The sequence below is a fragment of the Arthrobacter sp. genome, from assembly GCF_048266065.1.
GTDB lineage: Bacteria > Actinomycetota > Actinomycetes > Actinomycetales > Micrococcaceae > Arthrobacter_H.
On the sequence record NZ_JBLXAH010000002.1, the window covers coordinates 280,890 to 303,869 of the forward strand.

At 66.8% G+C, this 22,980-nt stretch carries 23 protein-coding genes; 4 read left to right on the plus strand and 19 right to left on the minus strand.

Annotated elements, in window-relative coordinates:
• Position 1: 1 nt before the first annotated feature.
• From groL to ACN0TP_RS04385, 8 genes are all read right to left on the minus strand, one after another.
• On the minus strand, positions 2-1,609 hold the full coding sequence (gene groL / locus ACN0TP_RS04350) for a chaperonin GroEL (RefSeq protein WP_417217113.1): 1,608 nt from the start codon (positions 1,607-1,609) through the stop codon (positions 2-4).
• A 64-nt stretch (positions 1,610-1,673) separates the two neighbouring features.
• The gene (gene groES / locus ACN0TP_RS04355; RefSeq protein ID WP_343899959.1) at positions 1,674-1,970 is read right to left on the minus strand and encodes a co-chaperone GroES; all 297 of its coding nucleotides are present in this window, start codon (positions 1,968-1,970) and stop codon (positions 1,674-1,676) included.
• Between the two features lie 187 nt (positions 1,971-2,157).
• Positions 2,158-2,619 (minus strand): hypothetical protein, encoded by a 462-nt coding sequence (locus tag ACN0TP_RS04360; protein WP_417217117.1) that lies wholly within the window; start codon positions 2,617-2,619, stop codon positions 2,158-2,160.
• Positions 2,620-3,016: 397 nt separating this feature from the next.
• A complete protein-coding gene (locus ACN0TP_RS04365; RefSeq protein ID WP_417217120.1) occupies positions 3,017-3,493 on the minus strand; it encodes a hypothetical protein in 477 nt (158 codons plus the stop codon).
• Positions 3,494-3,619: 126 nt separating this feature from the next.
• Entirely contained in the window at positions 3,620-3,913 is a 294-nt protein-coding gene (locus ACN0TP_RS04370) for a hypothetical protein (protein WP_417217123.1), read from the minus strand.
• Between the two features lie 323 nt (positions 3,914-4,236).
• A complete protein-coding gene (locus tag ACN0TP_RS04375; protein WP_417217126.1) occupies positions 4,237-5,820 on the minus strand; it encodes a putative bifunctional diguanylate cyclase/phosphodiesterase in 1,584 nt (527 codons plus the stop codon).
• Positions 5,817-6,221 (minus strand): hypothetical protein, encoded by a 405-nt coding sequence (locus ACN0TP_RS04380; protein ID WP_417217128.1) that lies wholly within the window; start codon positions 6,219-6,221, stop codon positions 5,817-5,819. Before ACN0TP_RS04380 ends, ACN0TP_RS04375 begins: the two co-directional genes overlap by 4 nt.
• 231 nt (positions 6,222-6,452) lie before the next feature.
• Positions 6,453-7,979, minus strand: coding sequence for a chitinase (locus ACN0TP_RS04385; RefSeq protein WP_417217130.1), 1,527 nt, complete (start codon positions 7,977-7,979; stop codon positions 6,453-6,455).
• Between the two features lie 588 nt (positions 7,980-8,567).
• On the opposite strand from ACN0TP_RS04385, the gene ACN0TP_RS04390 reads away from it, so the two are divergent.
• The 3 genes from ACN0TP_RS04390 to ACN0TP_RS04400 all read left to right on the plus strand — a co-directional run bounded on the left by ACN0TP_RS04390 (position 8,568) and on the right by ACN0TP_RS04400 (position 13,134).
• Positions 8,568-10,601, plus strand: coding sequence for a glycosyltransferase family 2 protein (locus ACN0TP_RS04390; RefSeq protein ID WP_417217491.1), 2,034 nt, complete (start codon positions 8,568-8,570; stop codon positions 10,599-10,601).
• A gap of 70 nt (positions 10,602-10,671) precedes the next feature.
• Positions 10,672-11,916 (plus strand): THUMP-like domain-containing protein, encoded by a 1,245-nt coding sequence (locus ACN0TP_RS04395; RefSeq protein WP_417217132.1) that lies wholly within the window; start codon positions 10,672-10,674, stop codon positions 11,914-11,916.
• 75 nt (positions 11,917-11,991) lie between these two features.
• Positions 11,992-13,134, plus strand: a complete 1,143-nt coding sequence (locus ACN0TP_RS04400; RefSeq protein WP_417217135.1) for a glutamate--cysteine ligase — start codon at positions 11,992-11,994, stop codon at positions 13,132-13,134.
• 191 nt (positions 13,135-13,325) lie between these two features.
• Here the strand turns inward: ACN0TP_RS04400 and ACN0TP_RS04405 are convergent, their stop codons facing one another.
• The 9 genes from ACN0TP_RS04405 to ACN0TP_RS04445 all read right to left on the minus strand — a co-directional run bounded on the left by ACN0TP_RS04405 (position 13,326) and on the right by ACN0TP_RS04445 (position 21,203).
• On the minus strand, positions 13,326-14,396 hold the full coding sequence (locus tag ACN0TP_RS04405) for a hypothetical protein (protein ID WP_417217138.1): 1,071 nt from the start codon (positions 14,394-14,396) through the stop codon (positions 13,326-13,328).
• On the minus strand, positions 14,390-14,512 hold the full coding sequence (locus ACN0TP_RS04410) for a hypothetical protein (RefSeq protein WP_417217141.1): 123 nt from the start codon (positions 14,510-14,512) through the stop codon (positions 14,390-14,392). Before ACN0TP_RS04410 ends, ACN0TP_RS04405 begins: the two co-directional genes overlap by 7 nt.
• Positions 14,513-14,683: 171 nt before the next feature.
• Positions 14,684-15,751 (minus strand): tRNA (adenosine(37)-N6)-threonylcarbamoyltransferase complex transferase subunit TsaD, encoded by a 1,068-nt coding sequence (tsaD, locus tag ACN0TP_RS04415; RefSeq protein ID WP_417217144.1) that lies wholly within the window; start codon positions 15,749-15,751, stop codon positions 14,684-14,686.
• Positions 15,748-17,346: an EAL domain-containing protein gene (locus ACN0TP_RS04420; RefSeq protein ID WP_417217146.1), complete on the minus strand. Its 1,599-nt coding sequence runs from the start codon at positions 17,344-17,346 to the stop codon at positions 15,748-15,750. Before ACN0TP_RS04420 ends, tsaD begins: the two co-directional genes overlap by 4 nt.
• On the minus strand, positions 17,343-18,599 hold the full coding sequence (locus ACN0TP_RS04425) for a response regulator transcription factor (RefSeq protein WP_417217149.1): 1,257 nt from the start codon (positions 18,597-18,599) through the stop codon (positions 17,343-17,345). Before ACN0TP_RS04425 ends, ACN0TP_RS04420 begins: the two co-directional genes overlap by 4 nt.
• Before the next feature lie 116 nt (positions 18,600-18,715).
• Positions 18,716-19,243, minus strand: a complete 528-nt coding sequence (locus ACN0TP_RS04430) for a hypothetical protein (RefSeq protein ID WP_417217150.1) — start codon at positions 19,241-19,243, stop codon at positions 18,716-18,718.
• The gene (locus ACN0TP_RS04435) at positions 19,240-20,010 is read right to left on the minus strand and encodes a signal peptidase I (RefSeq protein WP_417217151.1); all 771 of its coding nucleotides are present in this window, start codon (positions 20,008-20,010) and stop codon (positions 19,240-19,242) included. The genes ACN0TP_RS04430 and ACN0TP_RS04435 overlap by 4 nt, the downstream gene beginning before the upstream one ends.
• A gap of 49 nt (positions 20,011-20,059) precedes the next feature.
• Positions 20,060-20,605, minus strand: coding sequence for a hypothetical protein (locus ACN0TP_RS04440; protein WP_417217153.1), 546 nt, complete (start codon positions 20,603-20,605; stop codon positions 20,060-20,062).
• A 52-nt stretch (positions 20,606-20,657) separates the two neighbouring features.
• Positions 20,658-21,203 (minus strand): alternate-type signal peptide domain-containing protein, encoded by a 546-nt coding sequence (locus ACN0TP_RS04445; RefSeq protein WP_417217156.1) that lies wholly within the window; start codon positions 21,201-21,203, stop codon positions 20,658-20,660.
• Between the two features lie 187 nt (positions 21,204-21,390).
• Between ACN0TP_RS04445 and ACN0TP_RS04450 the strand changes: the two genes are divergently transcribed.
• Positions 21,391-21,795, plus strand: a complete 405-nt coding sequence (locus tag ACN0TP_RS04450; RefSeq protein ID WP_417217158.1) for a hypothetical protein — start codon at positions 21,391-21,393, stop codon at positions 21,793-21,795.
• Here ACN0TP_RS04450 and rimI read toward each other — a convergent pair.
• Both rimI and tsaB read right to left on the minus strand, forming a co-directional pair.
• Positions 21,792-22,223, minus strand: a complete 432-nt coding sequence (gene rimI, locus ACN0TP_RS04455) for a ribosomal protein S18-alanine N-acetyltransferase (protein ID WP_417217493.1) — start codon at positions 22,221-22,223, stop codon at positions 21,792-21,794. The genes ACN0TP_RS04450 and rimI overlap by 4 nt on opposite strands.
• 11 nt (positions 22,224-22,234) lie before the next feature.
• Positions 22,235-22,936: a tRNA (adenosine(37)-N6)-threonylcarbamoyltransferase complex dimerization subunit type 1 TsaB gene (tsaB, locus tag ACN0TP_RS04460; protein ID WP_417217161.1), complete on the minus strand. Its 702-nt coding sequence runs from the start codon at positions 22,934-22,936 to the stop codon at positions 22,235-22,237.
• Positions 22,937-22,980 lie beyond the last annotated feature (44 nt).

Genomic DNA, 22,980 nt, shown 5'->3' on the forward strand with positions numbered 1-22,980 from the left:
CTTAGTGGTTGTGGCCGTCGTTCTCGTCGTCTTCCGGCTTGTCGGCGACCAGGGTCTCGGTGGTGAGCACCAGGGCGGCGATGGAAGCGGCGTTGCGCAGTGCCGAGCGCGTGACCTTCACCGGGTCGATGACGCCGGCGGCCAGCAGGTCCTCGTACTCCCCGGACTTGGCGTTGAAGCCGGAGTTCACGGCGGACTCGGACACGCGGTTGGCCACGACGTAGCCGTCGAAACCGGCGTTCTGCGCGATCCAGCGCAGCGGCTGGACCAGGGCGCGGCGCACGATGCCCACGGCAGCGGCGGCGTCGCCCTCGAGGGCGGTGACCGTCGGGTCGGTGTCGAGCACGGAGAGCGCGTCGACCAGGGCGGTGCCGCCGCCGGCGACGATGCCTTCCTGGATCGCGGCACGCGTTGCGGAGACTGCGTCCTCGATGCGGTGCTTGCGTTCCTTGAGCTCGACCTCGGTGGCCGCGCCGACGCGGATCACGCCGACACCACCGGAGAGCTTGGCCAGGCGTTCCTGGAGCTTCTCCTTGTCCCAGTCGGAGTCGGTGCGCTCGATCTCGGCCTTGAGCTGTGCCACGCGGTCGTCGACATCGGCGGTGGCGCCGTTGCCGTCGACGATGGTGGTGTTGTCCTTGGTGACCGTGATGCGGCGGGCGGAACCGAGGACCTCGGTGCCGACCTGGTCCAGCTTCAGTCCGAGGTCCGGGGAGACCACCTGGGCGCCGGTGAGGATGGCGATGTCCTGCATCATGGCCTTGCGGCGGTCCCCAAAGCCGGGGGCCTTGATGGCCACGACGTTCAGCGTGCCACGCAGCTTGTTCACGACCAGGGTGGAAAGGGCTTCGCCCTCGACGTCCTCGGCGATGATGAACAGCGGCTTGTTGGCCTGCAGGACCTTTTCCAGCAGCGGCAGGAAGTCCTGCACGGAGGAGATCTTGCCGGAGTTGACCAGGATCAGCGCGTCCTCGAGGACTGCCTCCTGGCGCTCGGCGTCGGTGACGAAGTGCGGGGACAGGTAGCCCTTGTCGAACTGCATGCCCTCGGTGATGGCCAGCTCGGTCGAGGTGGTGTTCGATTCCTCGATCGTGATGACACCCTCGGCGCCGACGGTGCCGAAGGCCTTGGCCAGCAGTTCGCCGATCTCGTCGTTCTGGGCGGAGATGGCTGCCACGTTGGCCACGTCCTGGCCCTCGACGGGGCGGGCGTTCTCGGCCAGGCGGGCGGCGACCGCCTCGACGGAGGCCTCGATGCCGCGCTTGATCTCACCCGGTGCGGCGCCGGCCGCGACGTTGCGCAGGCCTTCCGTGACCAGGGCCTGGGCGAGCACGGTGGCGGTGGTGGTTCCGTCGCCGGCGACGTCGTTGGTCTTGGTGGCGACCTCCTTGGCGAGCTGGGCGCCGAGGTTCTCGTAGGCGTCGTCGAGCTCGATCTCGCGGGCGATCGTCACGCCGTCGTTGGTGATCGTGGGGGCGCCCCACTTCTTGTCCAGGACCACGTTGCGCCCGCGCGGGCCGAGGGTGACCTTGACGGTGTCGGCCAGCTTGTTGATGCCGGCCTCGAGCGCCTTGCGGGCGTCGTCGTTGAATGAAAGCTGTTTAGCCATGCTGCTACTCCTTGGTAACCGAGTGAAGCCCCGACCTGGGCGGCCGGGGCTTCACACTGGGGAACTACTTGACGACGATGGCCAGCACGTCGCGGGCGGAGAGCACCAGGTACTCCTCGCCGCCGACCTTGACCTCGGTGCCGCCGTACTTCGAGTAGATGACGACGTCGCCCTCGGCGACATCGACGGGAACGCGGTTGCCGTTGTCGTCAACGCGACCCGGGCCCACTGCCACGACCTTGCCCTCCTGGGGCTTCTCCTTGGCGGTGTCAGGGATGACCAGGCCGGAAGCCGTGGTCTGCTCGGCCTCGAGCGGCTGAACAACGATGCGATCCTCGAGAGGCTTAATGGAGACCGACATGCGGATCTCTCCTTTGCGTGAGTTACCAATGGTTACGGGGCCGTTGGGGTGTACCAACCGTCGTCGCGGTGCCAGCTGGCAAGTACCTCAGGCTATTAGCACCCGATGGGTTCGAGTGCTAACACTGACTCTATGAGGTCGTTGGCACTCGGTCAAGGCGAGTGCCAAAATGCACGACGGCGGTTCGTCACCTGCCGGGCTGCGCCGCGGCCCGTGCCCTGCCCCGCTGGATGCCCCAGGCGCCCACGCACATCCCCACCAGGCACAGCAGCAGGACCGCCACGAAACCGCCGACCGGCACGGAGAGCAGCTCCCGGGCCGCCGTGGCCTCGATGCCGGTGCCGAGGTAATCGCCCCCGGCGCGGATGTAGGAACCCGCCAGGACGGCTTGGAGGACCCACGCGGCGATCAGCGCCAGCCCGGTCACGGCGCCCACGGCCAACGCCACGTAGAGCATGATGTGGAAGACCAGGCCACCTTGACGCCCCGGGGATCCATCGGCGAGCGCATCGGCAGCCACCGCTTCGGGGAAGCGGCCCAGGAATCCGTCGTCATCCCCGGGCAGGGTGGGTTCTCCCCTTCCCTCGGCTGCTCCCGCCACCGCAGGCGTCGCTGTCGGGAAGCCGGGGGTCTCGTGGTGGGAACGCATGCCCCAACGGTACCTTCCAGAACGCGTCATGCCATGGTGTTGGATCGACGCGTGAACGGCCCGGGCCGGTTGGCTCCCGGCCAAGCCTGGACCGCCTTCAGGAGGTGATGCCCACCGGACCATCCGATGGGAGGCCGACGCGGCCAAGGATCTCTTGTCTCTGCCCGGTGAGACAGTGGCACCGGTCGAAGCCGCTGTGGGTTCGACGTCGGCCTCATGAAGTTGCAGGGCCAAACCGATCTCCTGGCTCAGCGTCTTCCAGACAAGGGCTGAAGGAGTGGCTTGGACCATCATGGTTGCCCGGGCGGTGCGGCCAATGGCAAAGTGGCCGCACCGCCCCGGCGTTCAGCCATGACCTCTCCATCCCGGGCCCACTCTCGGGCATCAAATTCGGCCATCAGCGCCGTTGACCCTTCCCATCTTCGTCGGCAGCCTCCCCGTCCGGAGGGGTCCGCGGCTGGTCCTCCGTATCTACCCCAAGTCGCCCGTACAGCGCTCCTCCCGGTGCCAAGTCCCGGGAAAGCCGATCCTCGCCCGATCGGATCTTCCGACGCGTCTCCTTGACCCATGTCGGCAACATGAATGATGGCAGCCAGAACATGGCGATGATTCCCACAACCAGTGACGGAACTGCGAAGACGAAGACCATGAAATCCAGGACAGCCGCCCCTCGTTCCAGGATCCACCCTGAAATACTTATCAGCACGAAAAATACGCCCAGATAGAGGGAGGCCAGTCCTGGCCATCCGGGCGCGATGGACCCCTTGAGAACCAGCCAAGCACGGTAGCGGCCACGATAGGCCTGGATTCCGGCGACGAGGTTCACCAGGCCAAGGGCTGCCGCCGCCCATGGCCCCCATTGTTCGACCGTCATGAATGGCCTCCTTGTCGTTGCGGAATTCGAAACGTGGACCGATGCCGTGGAACAGGAGCCCACGACAGACCAGCAGCGCCCCGCACTAGCCGTATGCCCAATTCCAAGCCGCCCCCATGGCATCTGTCATCGGCTCGGCCATTTCAGAACCCCAATCCCACACGCCTTGGGCAGTGTCCTTGACCCAATCATTGAACCCCGTTGCATGGCGATCAGGTCGTTCCACACGGAGGACAACGCTGTGGTGACGGCACGCATCTTGGCGGCCTCCATCAGGTCTTCCATGTTCTGGAACATGGCCTCGCGTTTGGGCGCTATGTCCTCACGTTCGGTCGTTACATTTTTCAGTGCCGGCCGGACCGGATTGACGTCGTAACTTTTTATGCCGCCCACTCGAGCAACCTGCCCCTTCTTGCGCATGGTCAGCCAACGGCTGATCCAGACTCGACCGACTAGGGCCATTGCCAACCCTAACCACGTGTCTCGCGGTCAGCCATGGCGAGAACTCCCCATGGCGGCGCCGCAGCGACCGACCGAGCAGTCCTGGAATTGAACTCGCGCCTGTAAAAGGAAGGGCACGAGGAAAAGCTGGTCCCCGCCGTCGTTCCCCACGCCCGGCTCCGGGCACAAGGCGCCCTGAAGCTCGGCCATTTTGCCCTCACCTGTTCGCCCCCACCGACTGCAGCAGGCCACCCGGCTGAACGTCGCGGCCTCGGAGGGCAACTACCCGGGCCCGGACCGTTCTAGAGCACCCCGGACCGGGCATTGCCTCGGCCGGCAGGGGTCCCTGCGGCCGACTGTTGCTCCAAGTGGGCTTCGAATTCTGCAGCCGGCGAGGGCCGGCCGAAGTGGAAACCCTGCCCGTAATCGAAGCCCATGGACGTGACCGCATCAACTTGTTCGGCCGTCTCCAGCCCCTCGGCGACGCTGTCGAGTCCGCTGACGGCGATCAGTTGCAGGACCGACGCGGTGATTCCCGCTTTGCGGGAGTCCAACTCGATGCCCTGGATGAGCGACCTGTCGACTTTCGCCGAATTTGCCGGCAGCGTATCGAGGTATCCGATGGACGAGTATCCCGTTCCAAAATCGTCGATGGACAGCCGTACACCCAATTTGCGCAGGTACTTGAGCGCGTAACGTTCCTCGGCAGCCCGCGACAGCGCCAGGTCCTCGGTGATCTCCAAGGACAGGCAGGTGCCGGGCACACCTTCGCGACGGAGCATGCCGGCCAGCGACTCAACGAACCGCAGATCTGCCAGCGCTTCGGCGTCGACGTTCACGCTGACGCGGAACTCATCGTCGACCAGGCCCTTGGCCCGCCATGACGCCACGTCCGACAGTGCGTGGGACAACATCACTTCAGTCAGCCGCATGAACTGCTGCGCCTGATGGGCCAAGGGCAGCAGCTCCGCGGGCATGATGGTTCCGCGGGTCTTGTGCTCCCATCGCACCAGGGCCTCGGCAGCGGCGCATTCGCCCGTTTTCAGGTCGATGATCGGTTGGTAATACGCCACGACATCCGAGCCGTGCTCAAGCTCGGTCCGCAGTTCCTCGATCAGCTCGGCGGCTCGGCGTCGTGCCCACAGCATGTGGTCTCGGAAGACGTGGACCTTGCTCGTCGCGCTGCCCTTGGATTGGTACATGGCCGTGTCGGCTTCCAACATGAGCTCGCCCACCGTTGAGTCCGGGCGCCCCAGGGCGATTCCGAAGCTCATGCCCGGGCGCACCGTGAGCTGGTCGACGGGGAATTCCGTATCCAGCGTGGCCAGGACACGTTTGCATAAGGCCTCGGCGTCTTCGATCCCCGCACCGTCTGCAAGCAATACGGCGAATTCGTCCCCGCCCAGGCGGGCGATCAGGTCGGCCGACCGGATGGAGGCCCTCAGCCGCTGGGCAACGACCTTCAACACGACGTCACCTGCTTGATGGCCCAGCGTGTCGTTGATTTCCTTGAAGTGGTCAAGATCCATGGCGATGACACATGGAAGTGCCCCACCGGTAGGGAGAGCTTCCAGTCTGCGCTCGAGTTCGCGTTCGAGCTGGAGCCGGTTGGCCAGACCTGTGAGATGGTCCGTCATGGCCAGCTCGATCATGGAATCGCGTGCCTCGGCAAGTTCCTGGGTGCGCAGTCTGACCCGGCATTCCAGCTGCTCGTAGGTGGCGCCGAGTTCCTCGGCCATGGCGTTGATGCCGATCATCACGGCGTCGACGTCATCACGGGAAGCGCTGGGCTCCAGGGGCTTGACGAATTGGCCGTCGGCAATATGGATCAGCGCCTCGATGATGCTGCCGATCCGGTCATCCGCAGACGCCGAAGGTTCCGTCACGCCCGCCCCTCCAGCCATGCGCGGGCTTGCTGCTCATCCTCGAAATACTCCGATTCGTGGGTCGATACCACCGACCGCGTGAAGAACCGTTCGAGGATGCGGTCCGCGTGCCCGGCTCCCAGGAAGGCAACCCGCCCGATCTGCGTGAATCGTGAATAGCTGTCGACCGCGGTCGAGGCAACAGCGGTGAGCCCCATGCAGCGGATCAGGAAATTGGCAGTCCGATCGGGCGGGAGCGCACGGGAGATATCGAGAACGTGGTCCACGGTGACCCTGACGTCCTGCGCAAAGGACACGTCGTAGTACTTCGGCAGGCGCCGCACCACCACCTCGCGGTTGCCCGTCTCGATCAGTTCCCCGGCCACCCGGTGGGCATGGCCGGAAGACTCCGCCGGCTCCATGCGTTCTTCCTCGGACGGTTCACTGCATACCACTGTCATGTTTGTCCCCCCACTCCGGTTCCCCCCAACAGCCCGCACATGTGGGCCACTCCGTCGCTACTCATGGGAGTCTAACCCCGGGATCGCGGCAAGAATGCACGTGTGTCGCGTGCCTTCATCGAGTAGCGGCAACGCCGGCCGCTGGTGGCGATCCGCGCCGGTCCGGGCTCTCCCTGTTGGATCGGCGAAGTCCTACTTGCCTGGGTTCTTGGCCTGGGCAGCGCGTTCGACGATTGACCGCGTTTCGGCATTGGTGAACGTCTTCCACGGGGATTCCGGGGAACCCTGCAGGACTGCTTCAGGGCTCGCTGCCTGGTTCCACCACTTGGCTTCCAGGATCCGCCCATCGAAGAGCACCCGGTCCCCCTTGGTGTAAACGGTCTTGGCCGACCACTTCGGGTAGAGCCCCGCAGGTACGGAGGCCTTCGGCTCCGGCCGGTCTCCGGGCAGGACCGGACCAACCAACGACCACGGGGCCGTTCCGGAATCACCCACTGGCGCATCCGGGACCTCGTCCTGGTTCCACCATTTGGCCTCGTAGACATTGCCTCTCCAGACGGAACGGTCGCCCTTGGTGTAGGCAGCTTCCTCGTTCCAGATGGGATAGGGGCTCGTCGCGGGGTCATCGACGATGGCCGTGGCCTGCGCCGCCTCCACCTCGCTGGGGCGGGCCGCTTCACTGGACGGCGACGCAGATCCAATATCGGCAGCCAGCGCGGAAGCAAAGGCCCCCGGGTCCTGCTTGACACCACTGCAGTTGTTGGACACGCGGGTCAGATCCGGGAAGTTGGCTCCGCAGTTGTCGTCCCGGTTGGCCGACCACATGGAGACCCGTCCCAGCCCGGTCTCAACGGCGAAGCGATTGACCTCCGCGGCATCGTCAAGGGTGAACCGCTCGCCCACGAGATCGTTTTGGCCGATCATGGGGGTGATCCCCATGTGGCTCCACAACGTTTGTTCGCCGATGCCCCTGCCCACGTCGCTGTACAGCGACGCCAGCTGGGCGTGGGTGCTCCGGGCCGCCTGGATGGACGCATCTGCCATCGACTGCCCGGCGCCGCGGGTCTGCCCGAAGTTCATGGTCATCAAGTTCACCGAGACGTCGACATCCGCTTCCAGCATCCGCCTGACTTCCGCGAGCCCGTCGGCAGTCAATCCGCCGGTGGCCACGGGGAGCGTCAACCAGACTTCCAGCGGCTCGTCCTGTGTTGCCCGCTCGGCCTGGAGTGACTTCATGGCTGCAGCCCGGCGCTCTCCACCCTGGGCCGATGTCAGGTCATCGCCTTCGACGTCCAGGTCCAGGGTGTGGGACTCATACCGATCCAGCAGATCCGCATAGGCGGCCTCCAGGGCGGCGGGGTCGGTGCAGGCGGTGGCCAGTTCATCATTGAGGAATCCGCCGGTGGATACGACGACTTCCCCACCGCTCTCGCGCACCCGGGCAGTGCGCCGGTCCAGGTCGAACGTTTCGGCTGCACCATCCATGGTGTAGAACGTCCCCCAGGACGGTGTGCAGGGCTGTTCCGGGTCGGCAACGGCAAAGCCCAGGACAACGCGTTCGCCGCTTCCTACGTCGTCGCCGATCGGATAGAACGGCGTTGACGTCGCGTCGATGTAGGCGCCGAACCACCGTCCGGTGGCACTGGCCTTGGCACTGTCCTGCTGGCGGCCCCACATGAGCAGGCTGCCCGCCACCACGACGGCAATCACGATCACCACGATGACCACCCGTGGCCAGGAAAGCCGTCTTCCCTCGAACCGTTGCATTGATCTCCCCCTGAAAAAGCCACATGGCCCTGGACATGATGGTGGGGGATGGCTGACTGACCAGCGGACTACGGCGTTCCCCCCTGGGCCGGAGTCCTGACGCGCTTTAGAAGCGCATGGGCTGAATCATACGACTTTGTATTACACTCAGACTAATCCGTGTCAAATCGTTGTATAGACACGCTGTTCCTGCCGGATCTGGCCGGCAGGTTGTGAGGTGGGGGCACACTCTTGAACAATCGTACGATCGACGCTGCATCGGCCAACCCGACGACGCCCAGTGAAGAGCCGGACACCCGGCGCAGGCAGTGGGGATCGGAAAAGCGATCCGAGCCGTTGTCGATCATCCACCCGGCACCCTCGAAGCGGAAGATCGCCGGCGGACGTGTCGCGATCACCGTCACGGTGGTTGCCTGGATCGCCTACGTCGTCTCGACGATCCTGCGTCAGCTGGCCAACAACCCGAACGCAGGTTTCCGCTTCCAATTCGAAGCCGTGATGTATCTGATGGTCGTCACCTTCCTGACATTTTCCGCGTTGATGTACCTCACCGCACGCCAGGGCGCCCTCCACCGCTTCGCGGAACACAGCCGCGCTCCCCGCGGGGAACTTGACCGCCATTTCCACGACTACGAGCACTCCATCACGGTCCTGGTGCCCAGCTATGCGGAGGAACCCGGCGTCGTTCGCCAAACACTGTGGTCCGCTGCCCTCCAGGAATTCCCCAGCGTCCGCGTCGTGCTCCTGATCGACGACGATCCGGAACCGTCCGATCCTTCCGTCGCGGCCAAACTCGATGCGACCCGGGCGTTGGCCGGCGAAATCCACACGGCCCTCCTCGAACCCTGTGAACGTGCCACGGCCGCGCTCGAGGACTTCCGCCGGCACGCTGCCGCCGGGGACGAGCCAACCGATCTGCTGGCCTCCCTTTCCCGCAGCTATACCGAAGCGGCCGAGTGGCTGGAGGACATGGCAGCACGCGAGCAGGTCAACGACCACGTGGATGAGTTCTTCGTCGATTCGGTGCTCATGGGGCTCGCCCGCGAACTCAGGCTCACCCTGCTCGCCCTGACCGCGGCAGCGGCACAGAACGCTGCCCCGGCCTTCGATCGCATGGACGAGTTGCACCTGCGCCTGGTCCGCATCTTCGGGGCGGAGATGGCCTACTTCGAGCGCAAAAGGTATGCGAGCCTCTCGCAGGAGGCCAACAAGGCCATGAACCTGAATTCCTACATTTCGCTCATGGGCGGCAGTTGGCTGCCCGACCAGCGCGGCGATGCGCTGGTCCTGCGACCGGATGCCACCGCCGGCCCGGTGACCGAAGAGGGACGCGCCGTCCTGCACATCCCGGACAGCGAATACCTGTTGACCCTGGACGCCGATTCGCTGCTCTTGCGCGATTACTGCCTACGTCTGGTGTATTTCCTCGAATCCAGCGAAAACTCGCATGTCGCCGTCACCCAGACCCCCTATTCCTCGTTCCGCGGCGCACCGACGCGCATCGAACGGGTTGCCGGTGCCACCACCGACATCCAACACATCCAGCACCAGGGCATGACACGGTACGGGGCGACTTTCTGGGTGGGAGCCAATGCCGTCATCCGCAAGCGGGCCCTGCTGGACATCCAAGAGGTCAACACCGTCGGCGGCTACGAGATCCGGACCTATATCCAGGATCGGACCGTGATCGAGGACACCGAGTCCAGCGTCGACCTGGGAACACACGGTTGGGTCCTGTCCAACTACCCCGAACGCTTGAGCTACAGCGCCACGCCGCCGGACTTCGGGTCCCTGGTGGTCCAGCGCCGTCGGTGGGCGAACGGCGGGCTGCTCATCCTCCCCAAACTCTGGAAGCAGATCCGTGAGCGTCGATTCCGCCACGAGCCGGTCCCGTTTCGCGAGCTGCTGCTGCGCGTGAACTACATGTCATCCATCGCCTGGGCCAGTTTCGGGTTGATCTTCCTGCTCGCCTACCCGTACGACAGCCGGCTGCTGAGCCCGCTGATCCTGATCGCTGCCCTGCCCTACTTCATCTGCCAAAGCATGGACCTCAAGGACAGCGGACACCGCTACCTCGACATACTGCGGATCTACGGCTTCAACCTGGTGCTGCTCCCCGTCAACGTGGCAGGTGTGCTCAAATCCATCCAACAGGCCTTCAGCGGCGAGAAGATCCCCTTCGCGCGCACCCCCAAGGTCAAGGGCCGCACCGCCGCACCCGCCCTCTACGTCGTCGTCCCGTATTTGATCGTCGCGTTCTCCCTGCTGACCTTGTGGCGCGATTTCATGGACCAGAACTGGGGCAATGCGGCCTTCGCCGCCGTCAACGCGGTGCTGGCCACCTATGCCATCCACTCCTACATCGGGGTGCGGAACTCGATCGTGGACGTCGCACTCGGTTTCGTGGACTGGCTTTTCGTCGCCCCGAAAAAGCCGAAGCAGCAGGCCACCGAGCGACCCGTCGCGACGCCCGAGACGACCGACTGGTCCACGATCCTCTATCAAGGGGATCGCCGGCTGAACCGGGATCTACGTGGCACGGGCGATCGGCGGCGCCGGATCGGCGTGAAATAGGTTCTCATCGCGCCTGCGGCTCCTTCCAAAGCCGGGGATGGAACTCCCGTTGGCAGCTAGGGTTGTTCCCATGCCCTCCCCCGCACCCGCCACGGAAGATCTTGCAGCTGTCCTCTCCCCCGAAGGCTTCGGTCTGCTCAATTCCCTGCCGCCAGATGCTGCGGCCAGCGACCAGGCAGCACTTGAGCTGAACCTGCGCCTGCGCAAGGAGGGGCAGGCTGCAGAGCTCGTCACCGCCGTCGTGCACCAGGCGCGGCTCCGCGCCCAGGGCGCCCTGAAGCTCGGCCCTTTTGCCTCCCACATGGTGTTCACCCGTGCCGGGTTGGAGCAGGCGACCCGCCTGAATGTTGCCGCGCTGCACGCCCGGCGCTTCGTCAACGCCGGCCTGGCGAAAGTTGCCGACCTCGGGTGTGGCCTGGGAGCCGATGCGATGGCCATGGCTTCGCTGGAGCTGGACGTGACCGCGGTCGAACTGGATGAGACCACCGCCGCGGCGGCCACCGTGAACCTTATGCCCTGGCCCAACGCCCGCGTGGTCAACGCCGACGCCACCGGGTTCGACCTGGAGGGGTTCGACGCCGTCTGGCTCGATCCGGCCCGGCGCACCACCTCCACCTCGGGGACCTCCCGCCTGTTCGACCCCGAGGCCTTCAGCCCGCCGTTGTCCTATGTCGAATCGCTGGCCGACCGCGGTCTTCCGGTGGGGGTGAAGCTCGGTCCAGGCATCCCGCACGAATCCGTTCCCGCGAAGTGCGAGGCCCAATGGGTCTCGGTCAACGGGGACGTCACCGAGGCTGCACTCTGGTTCGGCCCGCTGGCCCGACCGGAGGTACGCCGGGCGGCGCTGGTGTTGTCCGGGGGCGGGTCGCACGAACTCACCGCTTCCGACGACTTCGATCCCGGGGCAGCCCTCCGCGGCGAGGTGCCGGTGGGAGATATCGAGGGATACCTGTACGAGCCCGATGGTGCGGTGATCCGTGCCGGTCTGGTGGCCGAGGCACTGGAGCAGGTGGGCGGACACCTGGTGGACCCGCATATCGCCTACTTCTGCGCGCCCGAGTTGTTGGACACCCCGTTCGCCCGGGCCTACAAGGTGCTGCGCGTGCACCCCTACAACGTGAAGGCATTGCGCATGTGGGTGAAGTCGGCGGGCATCGGCGTGCTGGACATCAAGAAGCGCGGACTCGATGTGGCACCCGAGGAGCTGCGCAGGCTCCTGCTGGCCGGCGCCGGGAAGAAGTCCAAACGGCGGGCAACGCTGGTCCTGACCCGGATCGGCGACCGGCGTGTGGCCATCGAGGTCGACCCCGTCTGATCCGAGAGAGCAGGGATGTCCGCGGCACCCGGATAGACTGGTCCGGTACTTTTCCCCCAGACGTCAGGAATGCGGATGCAGATCGATTTCGCCGACTCCCGGCAATCCACCCTCGGCGTCGAATGGGAAGTCGCGCTCGTTGACCACACCACGGGCGACCTGCGATCGGTGGCGCAGCAGGTGCTCGAGGGCGTCCACGCAGCCCATGGCGGGCTGGCCCCGGACGCGGAGCACCCGCACATCAAGCAGGAACTACTGCTCAATACGGTGGAGATCGTCACCGGGGTCTGCGACACCGTGGATCAGGCCAAGAACCAGCTGCACGAAAATCTGGGCGTCATCCGCCAGGTCACCGATCCGATGGGCATCGACCTCTACTCCGCGGGGTCCCACCCGTTTGCCACCCCGAAGCTGCAGCCGGTCACGGACAAGGAACGCTACGCCCGCCTCATCGACCGCACGCAGTGGTGGGGCCAGCAGATGGTCATCTACGGGGTGCACGTCCACGTCGGGCTGGACCGCCGGGAGAAGGCCCTGCCGGTGGTCGACGGACTGGTGAACTACCAACCGCATTTCCAGGCGATTTCGGCATCCAGCCCGTTCTGGGGCGGCGAGGACACCGGATATGCCTCGCACCGGGCGCTGATGTTCCAGCAGCTGCCCACCGCAGGCCTGCCGTACCATTTCGATGACTGGTCGGGGTTCGAGGGCTACGTCGGGGACATGGTGCACACCGGGGTCATCGACGACATCTCGGAAATCCGCTGGGACGTCCGCCCGGTCCCCCGCTTTGGCACGGTGGAGATGCGCATCGCCGACGGTTTGTCCTCCCTGCAGGACATCGGGGCCATCGCCGCGCTGACCCAGTGCCTGGTCGATGACATGTCCAGCACCCTGGACAACGGCGGGACCATCGACGTCATGCCGCCGTGGCACCGCACCGAGAACAAATGGCGTGCTGCACGCTACGGCATGGAGGCGATCATCATCCTCAACGCAGCCGGCGACGAGATGCTGGTGACCGACCACCTGATGCGGGAGTTGAACCGACTCGAATCCGTGGCCCGCAAGCTCGGCTGCAGCGACGAGCTCGGCGACGTCGAACGGATCATCCGCGGCGGGGCAGGCTATCAATGGCAGCGCAAGGTCGCCGCGGCCAACGGCGGGGACCTGCGCGCCGTCGTCCAGGACAACATCGCGCGGATGCACATCGCCTAACGGCGCAAGACGCCAGTCCTCCTGGACACCCACCGGAGGTGGGTCATCTCCCTCCTTGTTCCCCCGGATCCCGTCGTCGTGGCAGTGGACGTCGAAATACACCGTGGCTCTTTCAGCCACGAACCATCAGCCGGTTGGGCTCGCTGGCCCTGGCGACACCCCGATGGCCTGCGAAAGTCTCCAGCAGCCTCCTAGCCGTTGGTGGACGTCATCTCGCTGACACGGCGAAACAGATCCCCGTCGTCCAGCGCCTGTCCCTCACGGACTGCCGTTCCCTCCGGCATCGCCGTCACGTCGTGGACCACACCGTCGACCATGGCGAACGATCCGAGTAGCTCGTGCGTACCGCGGATGAAGTTCCAGCCTGAGCTTTCCCGGTGGGAGTGCAGCCAGGAGATCACCGCTCCCGGAACATCCCGGTGGTCCAGCGCGTCAACCCGGTAGGTACCGGCCTCCACCCAGATGGCATAGGAGAACTTGGGAGCCCGAAAAAGCGAGAGTTCCAGCGGTTCGCCGGCGTGGTCCGTGGTCACACGCAGGATCGGTGCGCCAGCACGCCGTGGCTGGGTCAGGGCAAGCCCAGCGGGTGTGGGGGCGCCATCCGGTTCCGCCAGGCCCGCGTCGACCAGTTGACCACAGGAGGCGCCGGCCCGCGCCCAGGCCCGGCGGTCGTGGAACGAAATTCGATCGAGGTAGTCCAGGCCGCGGCGTTCCAGGCGTGGCCCGCGGCTGGCCGACAGCTCCACTCCCGGTTCCACGGCATCGGCCCTCCCGCCGTCCCGGGGATCCTGCGCCACAGATTCGCGCCTGATGGCCCAGGTCCATTCCGGCAAGGGGGCTCCGGGCGAAACGCCTTCCGTGGCGTCGCCTTCCACTTGTCTGACCCAGCGCGGTCGGAGGAATCGAGGCATCCACACGAAAGCAAAGGTGCCGCCGGCCAACCCTCCGATGAACGCCGCCCCGAAGAGGACTGCGGCAATGACGCCCAGCGCTCCGTTGCGGACTTCGTCACCACCAGGGATGAAGAGCACGAGCCCCAGGAGGGCGAGCGCCGCTCCGAGGTACAGCAGTCCTGGCCCGAGGTATCCGGCGTAGGCGGTCCGTCCTCGCCAGCGGCGAAAGGTGCCCCGATAGGCTCGAACTCCGAGGTAGACGAGTAGTGCCCCCAAGACGACCAGGATGACGCCGGCCCCTACGGTTCCTGTCGCCGCGGAGGCGTTGGAGGCGAACTCGGCTCCCTCGGGTCCCAGAGCCCTCACCATTCGCCCTGGGCACGTGCGGGGTTCGATCGCCCGGTCAGGACCTCGCCGTAGGCGCGCAACAGCTCCATCCAGGGCTCGAATCGTCCCCCACGACGACGTGAGGCATGCAATGCCATGAATTCGAGGACATTTCTGAATGCCTTGACGGAAATTTGGCATCCCTCGAGACCCATGAACAACCCCATCTTGTCGTGCGGAGGCGCGTATCGACAGGAAATCCCGTCCGGCTTCACCCCACGCTAAGGCATTGCGGTTTCGCACGCGATGGGGAGAACTACCCTTCGCGCCTACAGGCTGATCTGCGACACCGGCTGACCCGAGTCGGCGGAGAAGTCGATGCCCGTGGGCCGGACTCCGTTGAGCACCAATTGCGCGGCCAGGGCCGCAACCATGGCCCCGTTATCGGTACACAGGCCGATTGGGGGGACCCGCAAGGTGATGCCGGCCGATGCACAGCGGGCCGCCAGGAGTTCACGAAGCCGTGAGTTGGCTGCCACTCCCCCGCCGAGCAGGAGGTTCTCCAGACCATTCTCGGTGCAGGCCATGACCGCCTTCTTCGTCACCACGTCCACGACTGCCTCCTGGAACGATGCGGCGATGTCGGCGACCGGGACCTCTTCCCCGCGTGCCTGGTACTGCTCCACGCATCGGGCCACTGCTGTTTTCAGCCCGGAGAAGGAAAAATCGTAGCGGTGCCTTCCCGGGGCTTCGGCGGTTCCCAGGAACTTCGGCAGTGTGAGTCCACGCGGGAAGCGGATGGCCTTCGGGTCCCCCTCCCGGGCGAGCTTGTCGATGACCGGTCCCCCTGGATAGCCGAGTCCCAGGAGCCGCGCCACCTTGTCATAGGCCTCCCCTGCGGCGTCGTCGATGGTTGCCCCGAGGAGTTCGATGTCCGAGCTCAGGGAGTTCACGCGCAGGATCTCTGTGTGCCCGCCGGAGACCAGCAGTGCGCCGAGGCTGGAAGGCAACTTGCCGCCGTCGAGCACTCCCACGCCCACGTGGGCCACCAGGTGGTTGATCGCATAGAGCGGTTTCCCCGCGGCCAAGGCGACCGCCTTGGCCGCGGCGACCCCGACCATCAGTGCTCCGGAGAGTCCGGGACCGGAGGTCACGGCGAGCGCGTCGACGTCCTGCAGGGTGACACCGGCAGTCGTGAGCGCCTCCTGGAGGGTGGGGACGAAGGCGTCCAGATGCGCGCGCGAGGCGATCTCGGGGATCACGCCGCCGAACCTGACGTGTTCTTCCATCGAGGAGGACACCGTGTTGGCCAGCAGTTCGGTACCCCGGACGATCCCGACTCCGGTTTCGTCGCAGGAGGATTCGATGCCGAGGACCAGCGGTGCGGGGGATGTCATGATCCCAGTTTAGTGGTGTCCAAGCCCTGGCCGGCGGCCGGCCAGCCCGACGTCTGCCCTCCCACACGGAGGACGCCACGAAACGCCACCGCGGGCATCGGGCGGCCAAAATGGTAGCCCTGGCCCAAGGTGAATCCGAGCCGGCCGGCTTCGGCCGCCAGGGCCTCGGTTTCGATCCCCTCCGCGACGCTGAGCAGCCCACTGACCTGGATCAGCTGGAGCACTGCCGCGGCGATCCCGCGTTGGCGTTCATCGGTGTCGATTCCCGCGATGAGCGATCGATCGACCTTGGCCGATTTGGCCGGCAGGCAGCGCAGGTAGGCAATCGCCGAATATCCGGTCCCGAAGTCGTCAATGGACAGCCTGACTCCGAGTCGGCGCAGGCTCTCCATGGCGAACAGCTCCTCGGCGGCGCCGTGGAGCTCCAGGTTCTCGGTGATCTCCAGGACCAGGACGTCGCCGGGCAGGTCGCGGGCGCGCAGTTCGCCGGTGATGAAGTCCACGAAGCACAAGCTCTTCAGTTCGTCGGCCTCGACGTTGACGCTGACGCGGAAACCGTCGCCGACCAGTCCGTCGTTTTTCCACTCGGACACGTCGTCGAGGACCTGTCTGACCATGGATTCGGTCAGGGGTTTCATCAGGTCCGCCTGGCGGGCCAGCGGAAGGACCTCATCGGGGCTGATGAGCCCGTACACCGGGTGGTCCCAACGCATCAGTGCCTCGGCGGCTGCCGTCTGGCCGGACGCCAAGTCGACGATGGGCTGGTAGTAGGGCACGACGATGCGTTCGGTGGCCAGGCCACCACGTAGTTGGTTGGTCAATTCGGCGGCCCTGCGTCGGGCCCACAACATCGAGTCCTCGAAGACGTGGATCTTGGTTCCGCGGGAGCGTTTGGAGACGTACATGGCGGTATCGGCCTCGAGCATCAGGCTCTCCTGGGTCGAGTCGGGGCGGGCGATGGAGATTCCACAGCTGAAGCCGATCCGCCTGGCCTGGGCGTCGGGGACCACCGGGGTCGCCTCGATGGCCCGCATCAACCGTCGACAGAGCGCCTCGGCCCCCTCCACGTCGGCATCTCCTGCCAACAGCACAGCGAACTCGTCACCGCCGAGCCGGTAGGCGCCGTCGTTCTCGCGCATGCATCGGGTCAGGAGGTCGGCCACGCCACGCAGCGCCAGGTCGCCCATGTGGTGTCCCAGGTGGTCGTTGACCTCCTTGAAGTGGTCCAGGTCCAACGAAACCACCACCGGTGGGGCTTCACCGCGCCGGTACTCCACGAGACGGTGTTCCAGCGCCAGTTCCATGGCCTTGCGGTTCCCCACGCCGGTCAGATGATCGGTGATGGTCAACTGTCGCAGTGCGTCGGTGGCGGATTTCAGGTCCCGGGTCCGTTCGGCGACCCGGCGGTCCAGCACCTGGAGATTGGTCGACAAGTCCTCCGCCATGGCGTTGATCCCGATGATGATGGCATCGAGTTCGTCCCGTTGGTCGCTGGGCTGGAGCGGCTGGCTGAAATCCTCGTTGGCGATCCGCAGCAGGCCGTCGAAGATCTGGTTGATGCGACCGCCCCAGCTGCGGTCGGGTTTCCCGTTCACCGCGGGCCGACCGACCATGAGCGGGCCTGGTCGAGGTCCTCGAAGTACTCCCAGGTGTAGGACTCGGCATCCGAGCGGTTGAACAGGTGCACCAGCAGCCGATCAGTGGGCCCCGCCCCGACGAAGGCCGCCCTGATGTTGCGGCCGTGCAGATCCCAGGCCGCCACCGACGTCCCCATCGAGGACAATCCGGTGCACACCACCACCAGGGACCTGGATCCGCACTCCACCAGCCCGTTGCTGATCGCCTTCAAGTGGTGTTCGTCCAGTCGGGTCCCCTCGGAGAACGACACCTCCAGGTGATCGGGGCAGGTGCGCATCGACAGGCCGGCGGGTCCGGCATCATCGGCCGCCGGTTCCTGCCGGGTGGCCGGCGCACCGACGGCCGGGGGAAGGCCGGTCCCGGAGCGGGCAGGCTGCGGCGCGGCCCGTTCGGGGGCTGCGCGATACCCGACGCCGCGGACCGTCTCGATCCAGCGTGGTGCCTTGGCGTCGTCGCCGAGTTTCCGCCGCAGGTTCCCCACGTGGACTTCGATGCTGCGCTCGTCGGCGTCCGAGACGAAGGTTCCGGAGTCCGCCTCCTCGTCGCGCAGCCGGCGGACCAGCGAGGTCTTCGTCCTGACGGTGCGGCCGCCGGCGAGGATCGCGTGCAACAGGGTGAATTCGGTCGGGGTCACAGCGGTATCGCGTCCATCGACCGTCACCGAATACGTGGGCGCATCAAGGACCAGCCCGTTCAGGCGCAGGCTGCCCCCCGCGTCGTGGTTCCGGTCGGGGCCTGGCCCCGAGGCGTTGCCTGCCGCCGCCGCGTGGAACCCGGGCGAGGCTGCTTCGGCCGCGGGATGGGCCGCGGCCGTCTGGAAGGCGGCGCGGTCCCGGGCACGACGACGCATGATGGCTTCGATCCGGGCGCGCAATTCACGCGGGCTGAAGGGCTTGGTGAGGAAGTCATCGGCCCCGGTCTCCAGGCCCAGGACGGTGTCGATCTCGTCGGTTCGCGCCGTCAGCATGACGATGTGGGCATCGGAGTCCCTGCGGATCCGCCGGGCGACCTCGAAACCGTCGATGTCGGGCAGGCCGAGGTCCAGGGTCACCAGTTCCGGGTCCTGCTGGGCCACCAATTCGACGGCCGCCACCCCACTTCCGGTCTGGTGGACCTCGAACCCTGACTGCAGCAGGACGGCCTCCAGCAGGCCCCTGATGTCCTCGTCATCTTCGACGACGACTGCCACTCGACGTTCCTGCACTGTCATCTCCCCAGATTGTTCGGCCTCGTCGCCAGTGTAGCGGGGCGGGCGGAATCGATGGAGATACCCCGGGCGGACACCCCACCACGTCGGCGCACGGGACCCGAGCCGGGGCAGCGCGCCTAGCCGCAGGAGGCTTCGACGTTGCCGAAGAAGCCCATGCGCAGGGTGACCGTGCGCTTGACCGGCTGGCCGGGGATGCCCGCGTAGGCGGGGGTCAAGGTCACCTCGTAGTCGTGGCGGGAGAGCCACTGGCTCTTCACCGTGAATTCGACGCTGGAGGCGCGCGGCGTCCCCACCGGCAGGTCCTTGGTGGCCCGGGCGGTGATGTCACCGGTGAGGTCGGCGCGGAGGTGATCGGCGTCGGCGGGGGCCGTGAAGGAGATGACGAGGTGGTCGGTGCCCAGCCGTCCATCCTTGCGCGCCGAGCATCCCGTCCAGGCCAGGTTCCCCATTGGCCCCCACTGGCCGGTGGAGACGCTGGCCGCGGCCGTCCCGCTCTGGCTCCACTGCGCGTGTGCTCCGGTGCCGGCCAGTCCCAGGATGACCACGACGGCATACACGACCGCAGACAGGCGCCAGCGCATCGGGCGGCGCGGGGAGGTGCCGGCTTCGGCCGGGGCACCGGCTGGCAGGCCGTGGTGGTTCACCGGGGATTCCTTTCGTGGTGTTGGCGTGTGGAACGCCGTGGGGTCTCGTGCGCATGGCGGGAAGCCGGGCGGGCCGGAAACGAGCGGGGCCCGAAGGCGGACGGCATGCGCTTCTCGTCGTTGGCCCACACATCCCGGGGTGCCTCCCGCGTGGTGTCCGGGCCGGCCGGTGCCGTTGCCTCCTGCGCCGCGGGGGCATCGGCGGACCCGGGCGAGGGCTTCCGGCGGGCAAGGATCCCCGAGGCCACGTTCCAGGCCCCATAGCCGATGAGCACGACGGCGGCGATCTGGGCCCCCATCCCGCGGTCCTGGTTGCCGAGCCAGTTGGCCAGGAACCCGGCGTACGGCACGGCGTAGAAGAGCTTGCCGCGGACCTGGACCTCGCGCACCGGCGCGTCGTCGGCCAGGTCGTTGTTGTCCCCCTGCGTGATGAGCAGGGTCTTGCCGTTCTGGTCGGCGGTAGTGGAGACGATGCGGTGGGTGATGACGTCGGCCCGTCCCGATTCGAGCTGGTACGTGATCACATCGCCGACCTCCAGGTCCTGGAAGGCGATGGGCCGGGAGACGACCAGCGTTCCCGGAGGCAGGTGGGGTCGCATGGAATTGGTCAGCACCGAATAGGTCTGGGATCCGGTGGCCACCGGCACGATGATCAGCACCAGCGCGGCGAAGACGGCCAGCACCAGTGCCACCAGGCCCAGGACGCTTCCCACCACGGCGGGCACGCGGCGCCGGGGCCGGGTCTGCGATGCGAGGTGCTGGGCCATGATGTCCTTTCGTGGAAGCCGGTGTGGTGTGTGGGTGCGGGTGCGGGGATCAGAGCTGTGTGGCTGCGAGCTTCACGGCGATCGATCCGTCCCGGCCGCCGGCCGTTGCCGGAGCGTGCGCGTCCAGTTCGACGGTGACGCACAGGGTGGCCGAGGCGCCCTGGGCCAGCCGTGCCGACGGGTGGACTCCCGAGCCAGCGCAGCTGCGCGAGCCCGTCAGCCCGGCGGTGGCCTTCAGGTAGCCGGCCGCCTCACCGGTCGCCGTCGGAGCGGCGGTGTTGACCTGGATGGTGAAGTTTCCGCTGCCGGCGTCTGTCGCGTTGGTGATGGTGACCGGGATGGTCCGCGCCTGTCCCGGTTGGAGGGAAGTGATGGCCGGCAGGGCCACGGTGGCAGGCCGGCCGTTGGCGCTCAGGCGTTGTGGCGTGCCGGCCGCGGGGGTCAGGACCACGTCGAAGTCCGCGGCCCTGACCGTTCCCGCGGCCGAGGCGGTGGTGGCGTTCCACACGGCGAGACTGCCCTGGACCGTGCCCAACCCGAGCACGACGGCGGCTGCGAGCACCGCAGCTGTCTTCAGCGCCGTCGTCGTCCTCATGCCTGCCTCCCGGGGTGATGGTGATGCTGTCTACCGTGCGTTCGTGCCGCTGCTACGGGGCGGTGGTGGGGTTGCTGGAGGAGGCCACCTGGTCCAGCTTGTAGGCGATGTTGCTGAAGTCGTAGGAGGCCCCGGTGTCCTGCACGCCCGTGGTGCCTTCCTTGAAGGTGAAGGTAGCCGAGGCGGTGTAGGAGCCGGACTTCGTCAGGATCTGGTCGAAGACCGTGTTCCCGTTCGCATCGACCACGTCGCCGCTGATGTCGTAGTTCCCCTGCGTGAAGGTGCCCTGCGGGGCTCCGGTGACGGACAGCTTGGCCTTCATCATCTCGCCCGAGAGCTCCACGGTGACCGGCTGCGTGAAGGTCAGCGAGTCGCCGGGGACGATCTTGTACTTCCCGCCCTGCACCTTCTCGGTCACGTCGGTGCCTGCCGAGTTCCTCCACGTCCCGGCGCCGGCTTCCAGCCCCAGGTCGCCGGCGACGATGGTTCCGGCGTTGGCCTGGGCGCTGGTGTTCCACACGGCCAGCGATCCGCCGCCGCCGATCAGCAGTGCGACGCCGAGTCCGGTGGCCAATGCGCCCTTGGTCATCTTGTTCATGCTGTGTCCCCTTGGAAGTGAGTGCCGGAGATCTGCTTCACCGGCTGTTGGAGACAGCATCTCCGTCGCACATCAAGAAGCACCCCGGGATTGACAAAATTTCCACACAAGGTCGTCCCGAAGATCTTGAGCCGATCTTGAGCATCGTTTGAGCACTTCCGGCTGGTCCGCGGGCAACCATGGATCCATGACGCACACCGCAGCAGAGGACGCCCCCACCGCCGGTGCCTTCGTGTGCCCGTCCGGGCTGCGGTCGCTGGTGGAACAGGTGGGCACCACGGCGGCGTCTGACTTCGCCGGGCGGTTCGTCCGGCTCTGGCCGGTGAGGTGCGCTCGCCTGCACCTGGCGGTGGAGCGGTGCGATGGCGCTGACGGCCGGGACGCCGCCCTGTCACTGGTCTCCAGCGCCACCCTGGCCGGAGCACACCGGCTGGCAGAGTTGGGTTCCCTGCTGCATGCCCGCATGCCGGCCACCGCCCGGCCCGCGGATTGGTCCCGGGCGGCGGAGCTCATCGATGAGCTGGACCGGCTCGGCGGGCTGTCGGTGGCGGAGGTGGCCCGCCTGGCACGGGAGATCTGTCCGGGCGGCTAGGCCCGTGTGAGGTGCCGGCGCATGATCAACGCGTCAACACCGCCGGGATAGTAGCCGCGGCGGGTGTGGATGTGTTCGAACCCGAACCGCGTGTAGAGGCCCTGGGCGCGGGGGTTGTCGGCGCGGACCTCCAGCAGGACGTCCTCGGCCCCCCGGTCGCGGGCCTCGTCGATGAGCTGGCGCAAAAGGGTGGACCCGATGCCCTGGCCTTCGAATTCCGGGAGGACGGCAATGGTCTGCACGTCGGCCAGCGGGAGCACGCACATCATCCCGCAATACGCGACGATCCGCTCCTGCTCCTCGGCTACCCAGTACCTGCGCGTGGCCGTCTGCCGCAGCTCGTCATGGAACATCTCCAGCGGCCAGGCGTCCTCGGGGAAGAGCCGCAGCTCAAGTTCCCACACGGCGGGGATGTCGGCCGTGGTCATCTCGCGATAGATCACGACGTCGGCTGGCCCTTCATCTGCGCCGGGACCTTGGCATCTGATTCACGCAGGTACAGCGGCGTCGTGGGCAGCAGCTCACCGCCGGCACCGAGGACCCCCAGGGCCCGGGTGCCCAACGAGGCGGCAGTTGGCTGGCGGTCGGCGAACGACTCCACCACCGGCACCCCCGCCGCGGCCAGCCGTTCGGCCTGGATCCCGGCACCGGCACCGTGTACGGGAACCGCCGGCAGCGTTTCGGCGCCGCCGACGTGGGGTCCATCGCGCAGGGTCCCGTCGGCGGCGTACCGCGCCCAGTAGAGCTCCTTGCGGCGGGCGTCGATGGCCACCGTGAAGCCCTGGTCGAGAAATCCACCAGGGGCCGATTCACCCATGACGTCGTGGGCCAGGGCGTCCAGGCTCATGACACCGTGGACGGGGACACCCCACGTGAACCCCAGGGCCCGTGCAGTGGCGATGCCTACGCGGAGCCCGGTGAACGGCCCCGGGCCCACTCCGACCACCAGGGCATCCAGGTCGGCTCCGGTGGTGCCGGCTTCGGCGAGCAGGTCCCGGATGCCGGGGGCGAGGACCTCGGCATGTGTGGTTGTCTCGTCCGTCTGGAAGGAGGCCAGCAGGTGGGGCGCGCCCCCCGGGGGGCGGCTCTCCAACAGGGCGGCGGAAGCGGTGGCGGAGGTGTCAATGGCCAGAATAAGCACCGCTCCATCGTATGCGTGCCACGGACCCCTGTCAGCCGCGCGAC

Coding starts and splice junctions, on each gene's coding strand:
- ACN0TP_RS04410 (WP_417217141.1), bottom strand. CDS start 14,512: ATGGCATTGCATGCCTCACGTCGTCGTGGGGGACGATTCGAGCCCTGG.
- ACN0TP_RS04400 (WP_417217135.1), top strand. CDS start 11,992: ATGCAGATCGATTTCGCCGACTCCCGGCAATCCACCCTCGGCGTCGAA.
- ACN0TP_RS04405 (WP_417217138.1), bottom strand. CDS start 14,396: ATGGTGAGGGCTCTGGGACCCGAGGGAGCCGAGTTCGCCTCCAACGCC.
- ACN0TP_RS04370 (WP_417217123.1), bottom strand. CDS start 3,913: ATGCGCAAGAAGGGGCAGGTTGCTCGAGTGGGCGGCATAAAAAGTTAC.
- ACN0TP_RS04395 (WP_417217132.1), top strand. CDS start 10,672: ATGCCCTCCCCCGCACCCGCCACGGAAGATCTTGCAGCTGTCCTCTCC.
- ACN0TP_RS04450 (WP_417217158.1), top strand. CDS start 21,391: ATGACGCACACCGCAGCAGAGGACGCCCCCACCGCCGGTGCCTTCGTG.
- ACN0TP_RS04435 (WP_417217151.1), bottom strand. CDS start 20,010: ATGGCCCAGCACCTCGCATCGCAGACCCGGCCCCGGCGCCGCGTGCCC.
- ACN0TP_RS04425 (WP_417217149.1), bottom strand. CDS start 18,599: ATGACAGTGCAGGAACGTCGAGTGGCAGTCGTCGTCGAAGATGACGAG.
- ACN0TP_RS04445 (WP_417217156.1), bottom strand. CDS start 21,203: ATGAACAAGATGACCAAGGGCGCATTGGCCACCGGACTCGGCGTCGCA.
- ACN0TP_RS04365 (WP_417217120.1), bottom strand. CDS start 3,493: ATGACGGTCGAACAATGGGGGCCATGGGCGGCGGCAGCCCTTGGCCTG.
- ACN0TP_RS04380 (WP_417217128.1), bottom strand. CDS start 6,221: ATGGAGCCGGCGGAGTCTTCCGGCCATGCCCACCGGGTGGCCGGGGAA.
- ACN0TP_RS04360 (WP_417217117.1), bottom strand. CDS start 2,619: ATGCGTTCCCACCACGAGACCCCCGGCTTCCCGACAGCGACGCCTGCG.
- ACN0TP_RS04440 (WP_417217153.1), bottom strand. CDS start 20,605: ATGAGGACGACGACGGCGCTGAAGACAGCTGCGGTGCTCGCAGCCGCC.
- groL (WP_417217113.1), bottom strand. CDS start 1,609: ATGGCTAAACAGCTTTCATTCAACGACGACGCCCGCAAGGCGCTCGAG.
- rimI (WP_417217493.1), bottom strand. CDS start 22,223: ATGACCACGGCCGACATCCCCGCCGTGTGGGAACTTGAGCTGCGGCTC.
- groES (WP_343899959.1), bottom strand. CDS start 1,970: ATGTCGGTCTCCATTAAGCCTCTCGAGGATCGCATCGTTGTTCAGCCG.
- ACN0TP_RS04390 (WP_417217491.1), top strand. CDS start 8,568: ATGTACCTCACCGCACGCCAGGGCGCCCTCCACCGCTTCGCGGAACAC.
- tsaD (WP_417217144.1), bottom strand. CDS start 15,751: ATGACATCCCCCGCACCGCTGGTCCTCGGCATCGAATCCTCCTGCGAC.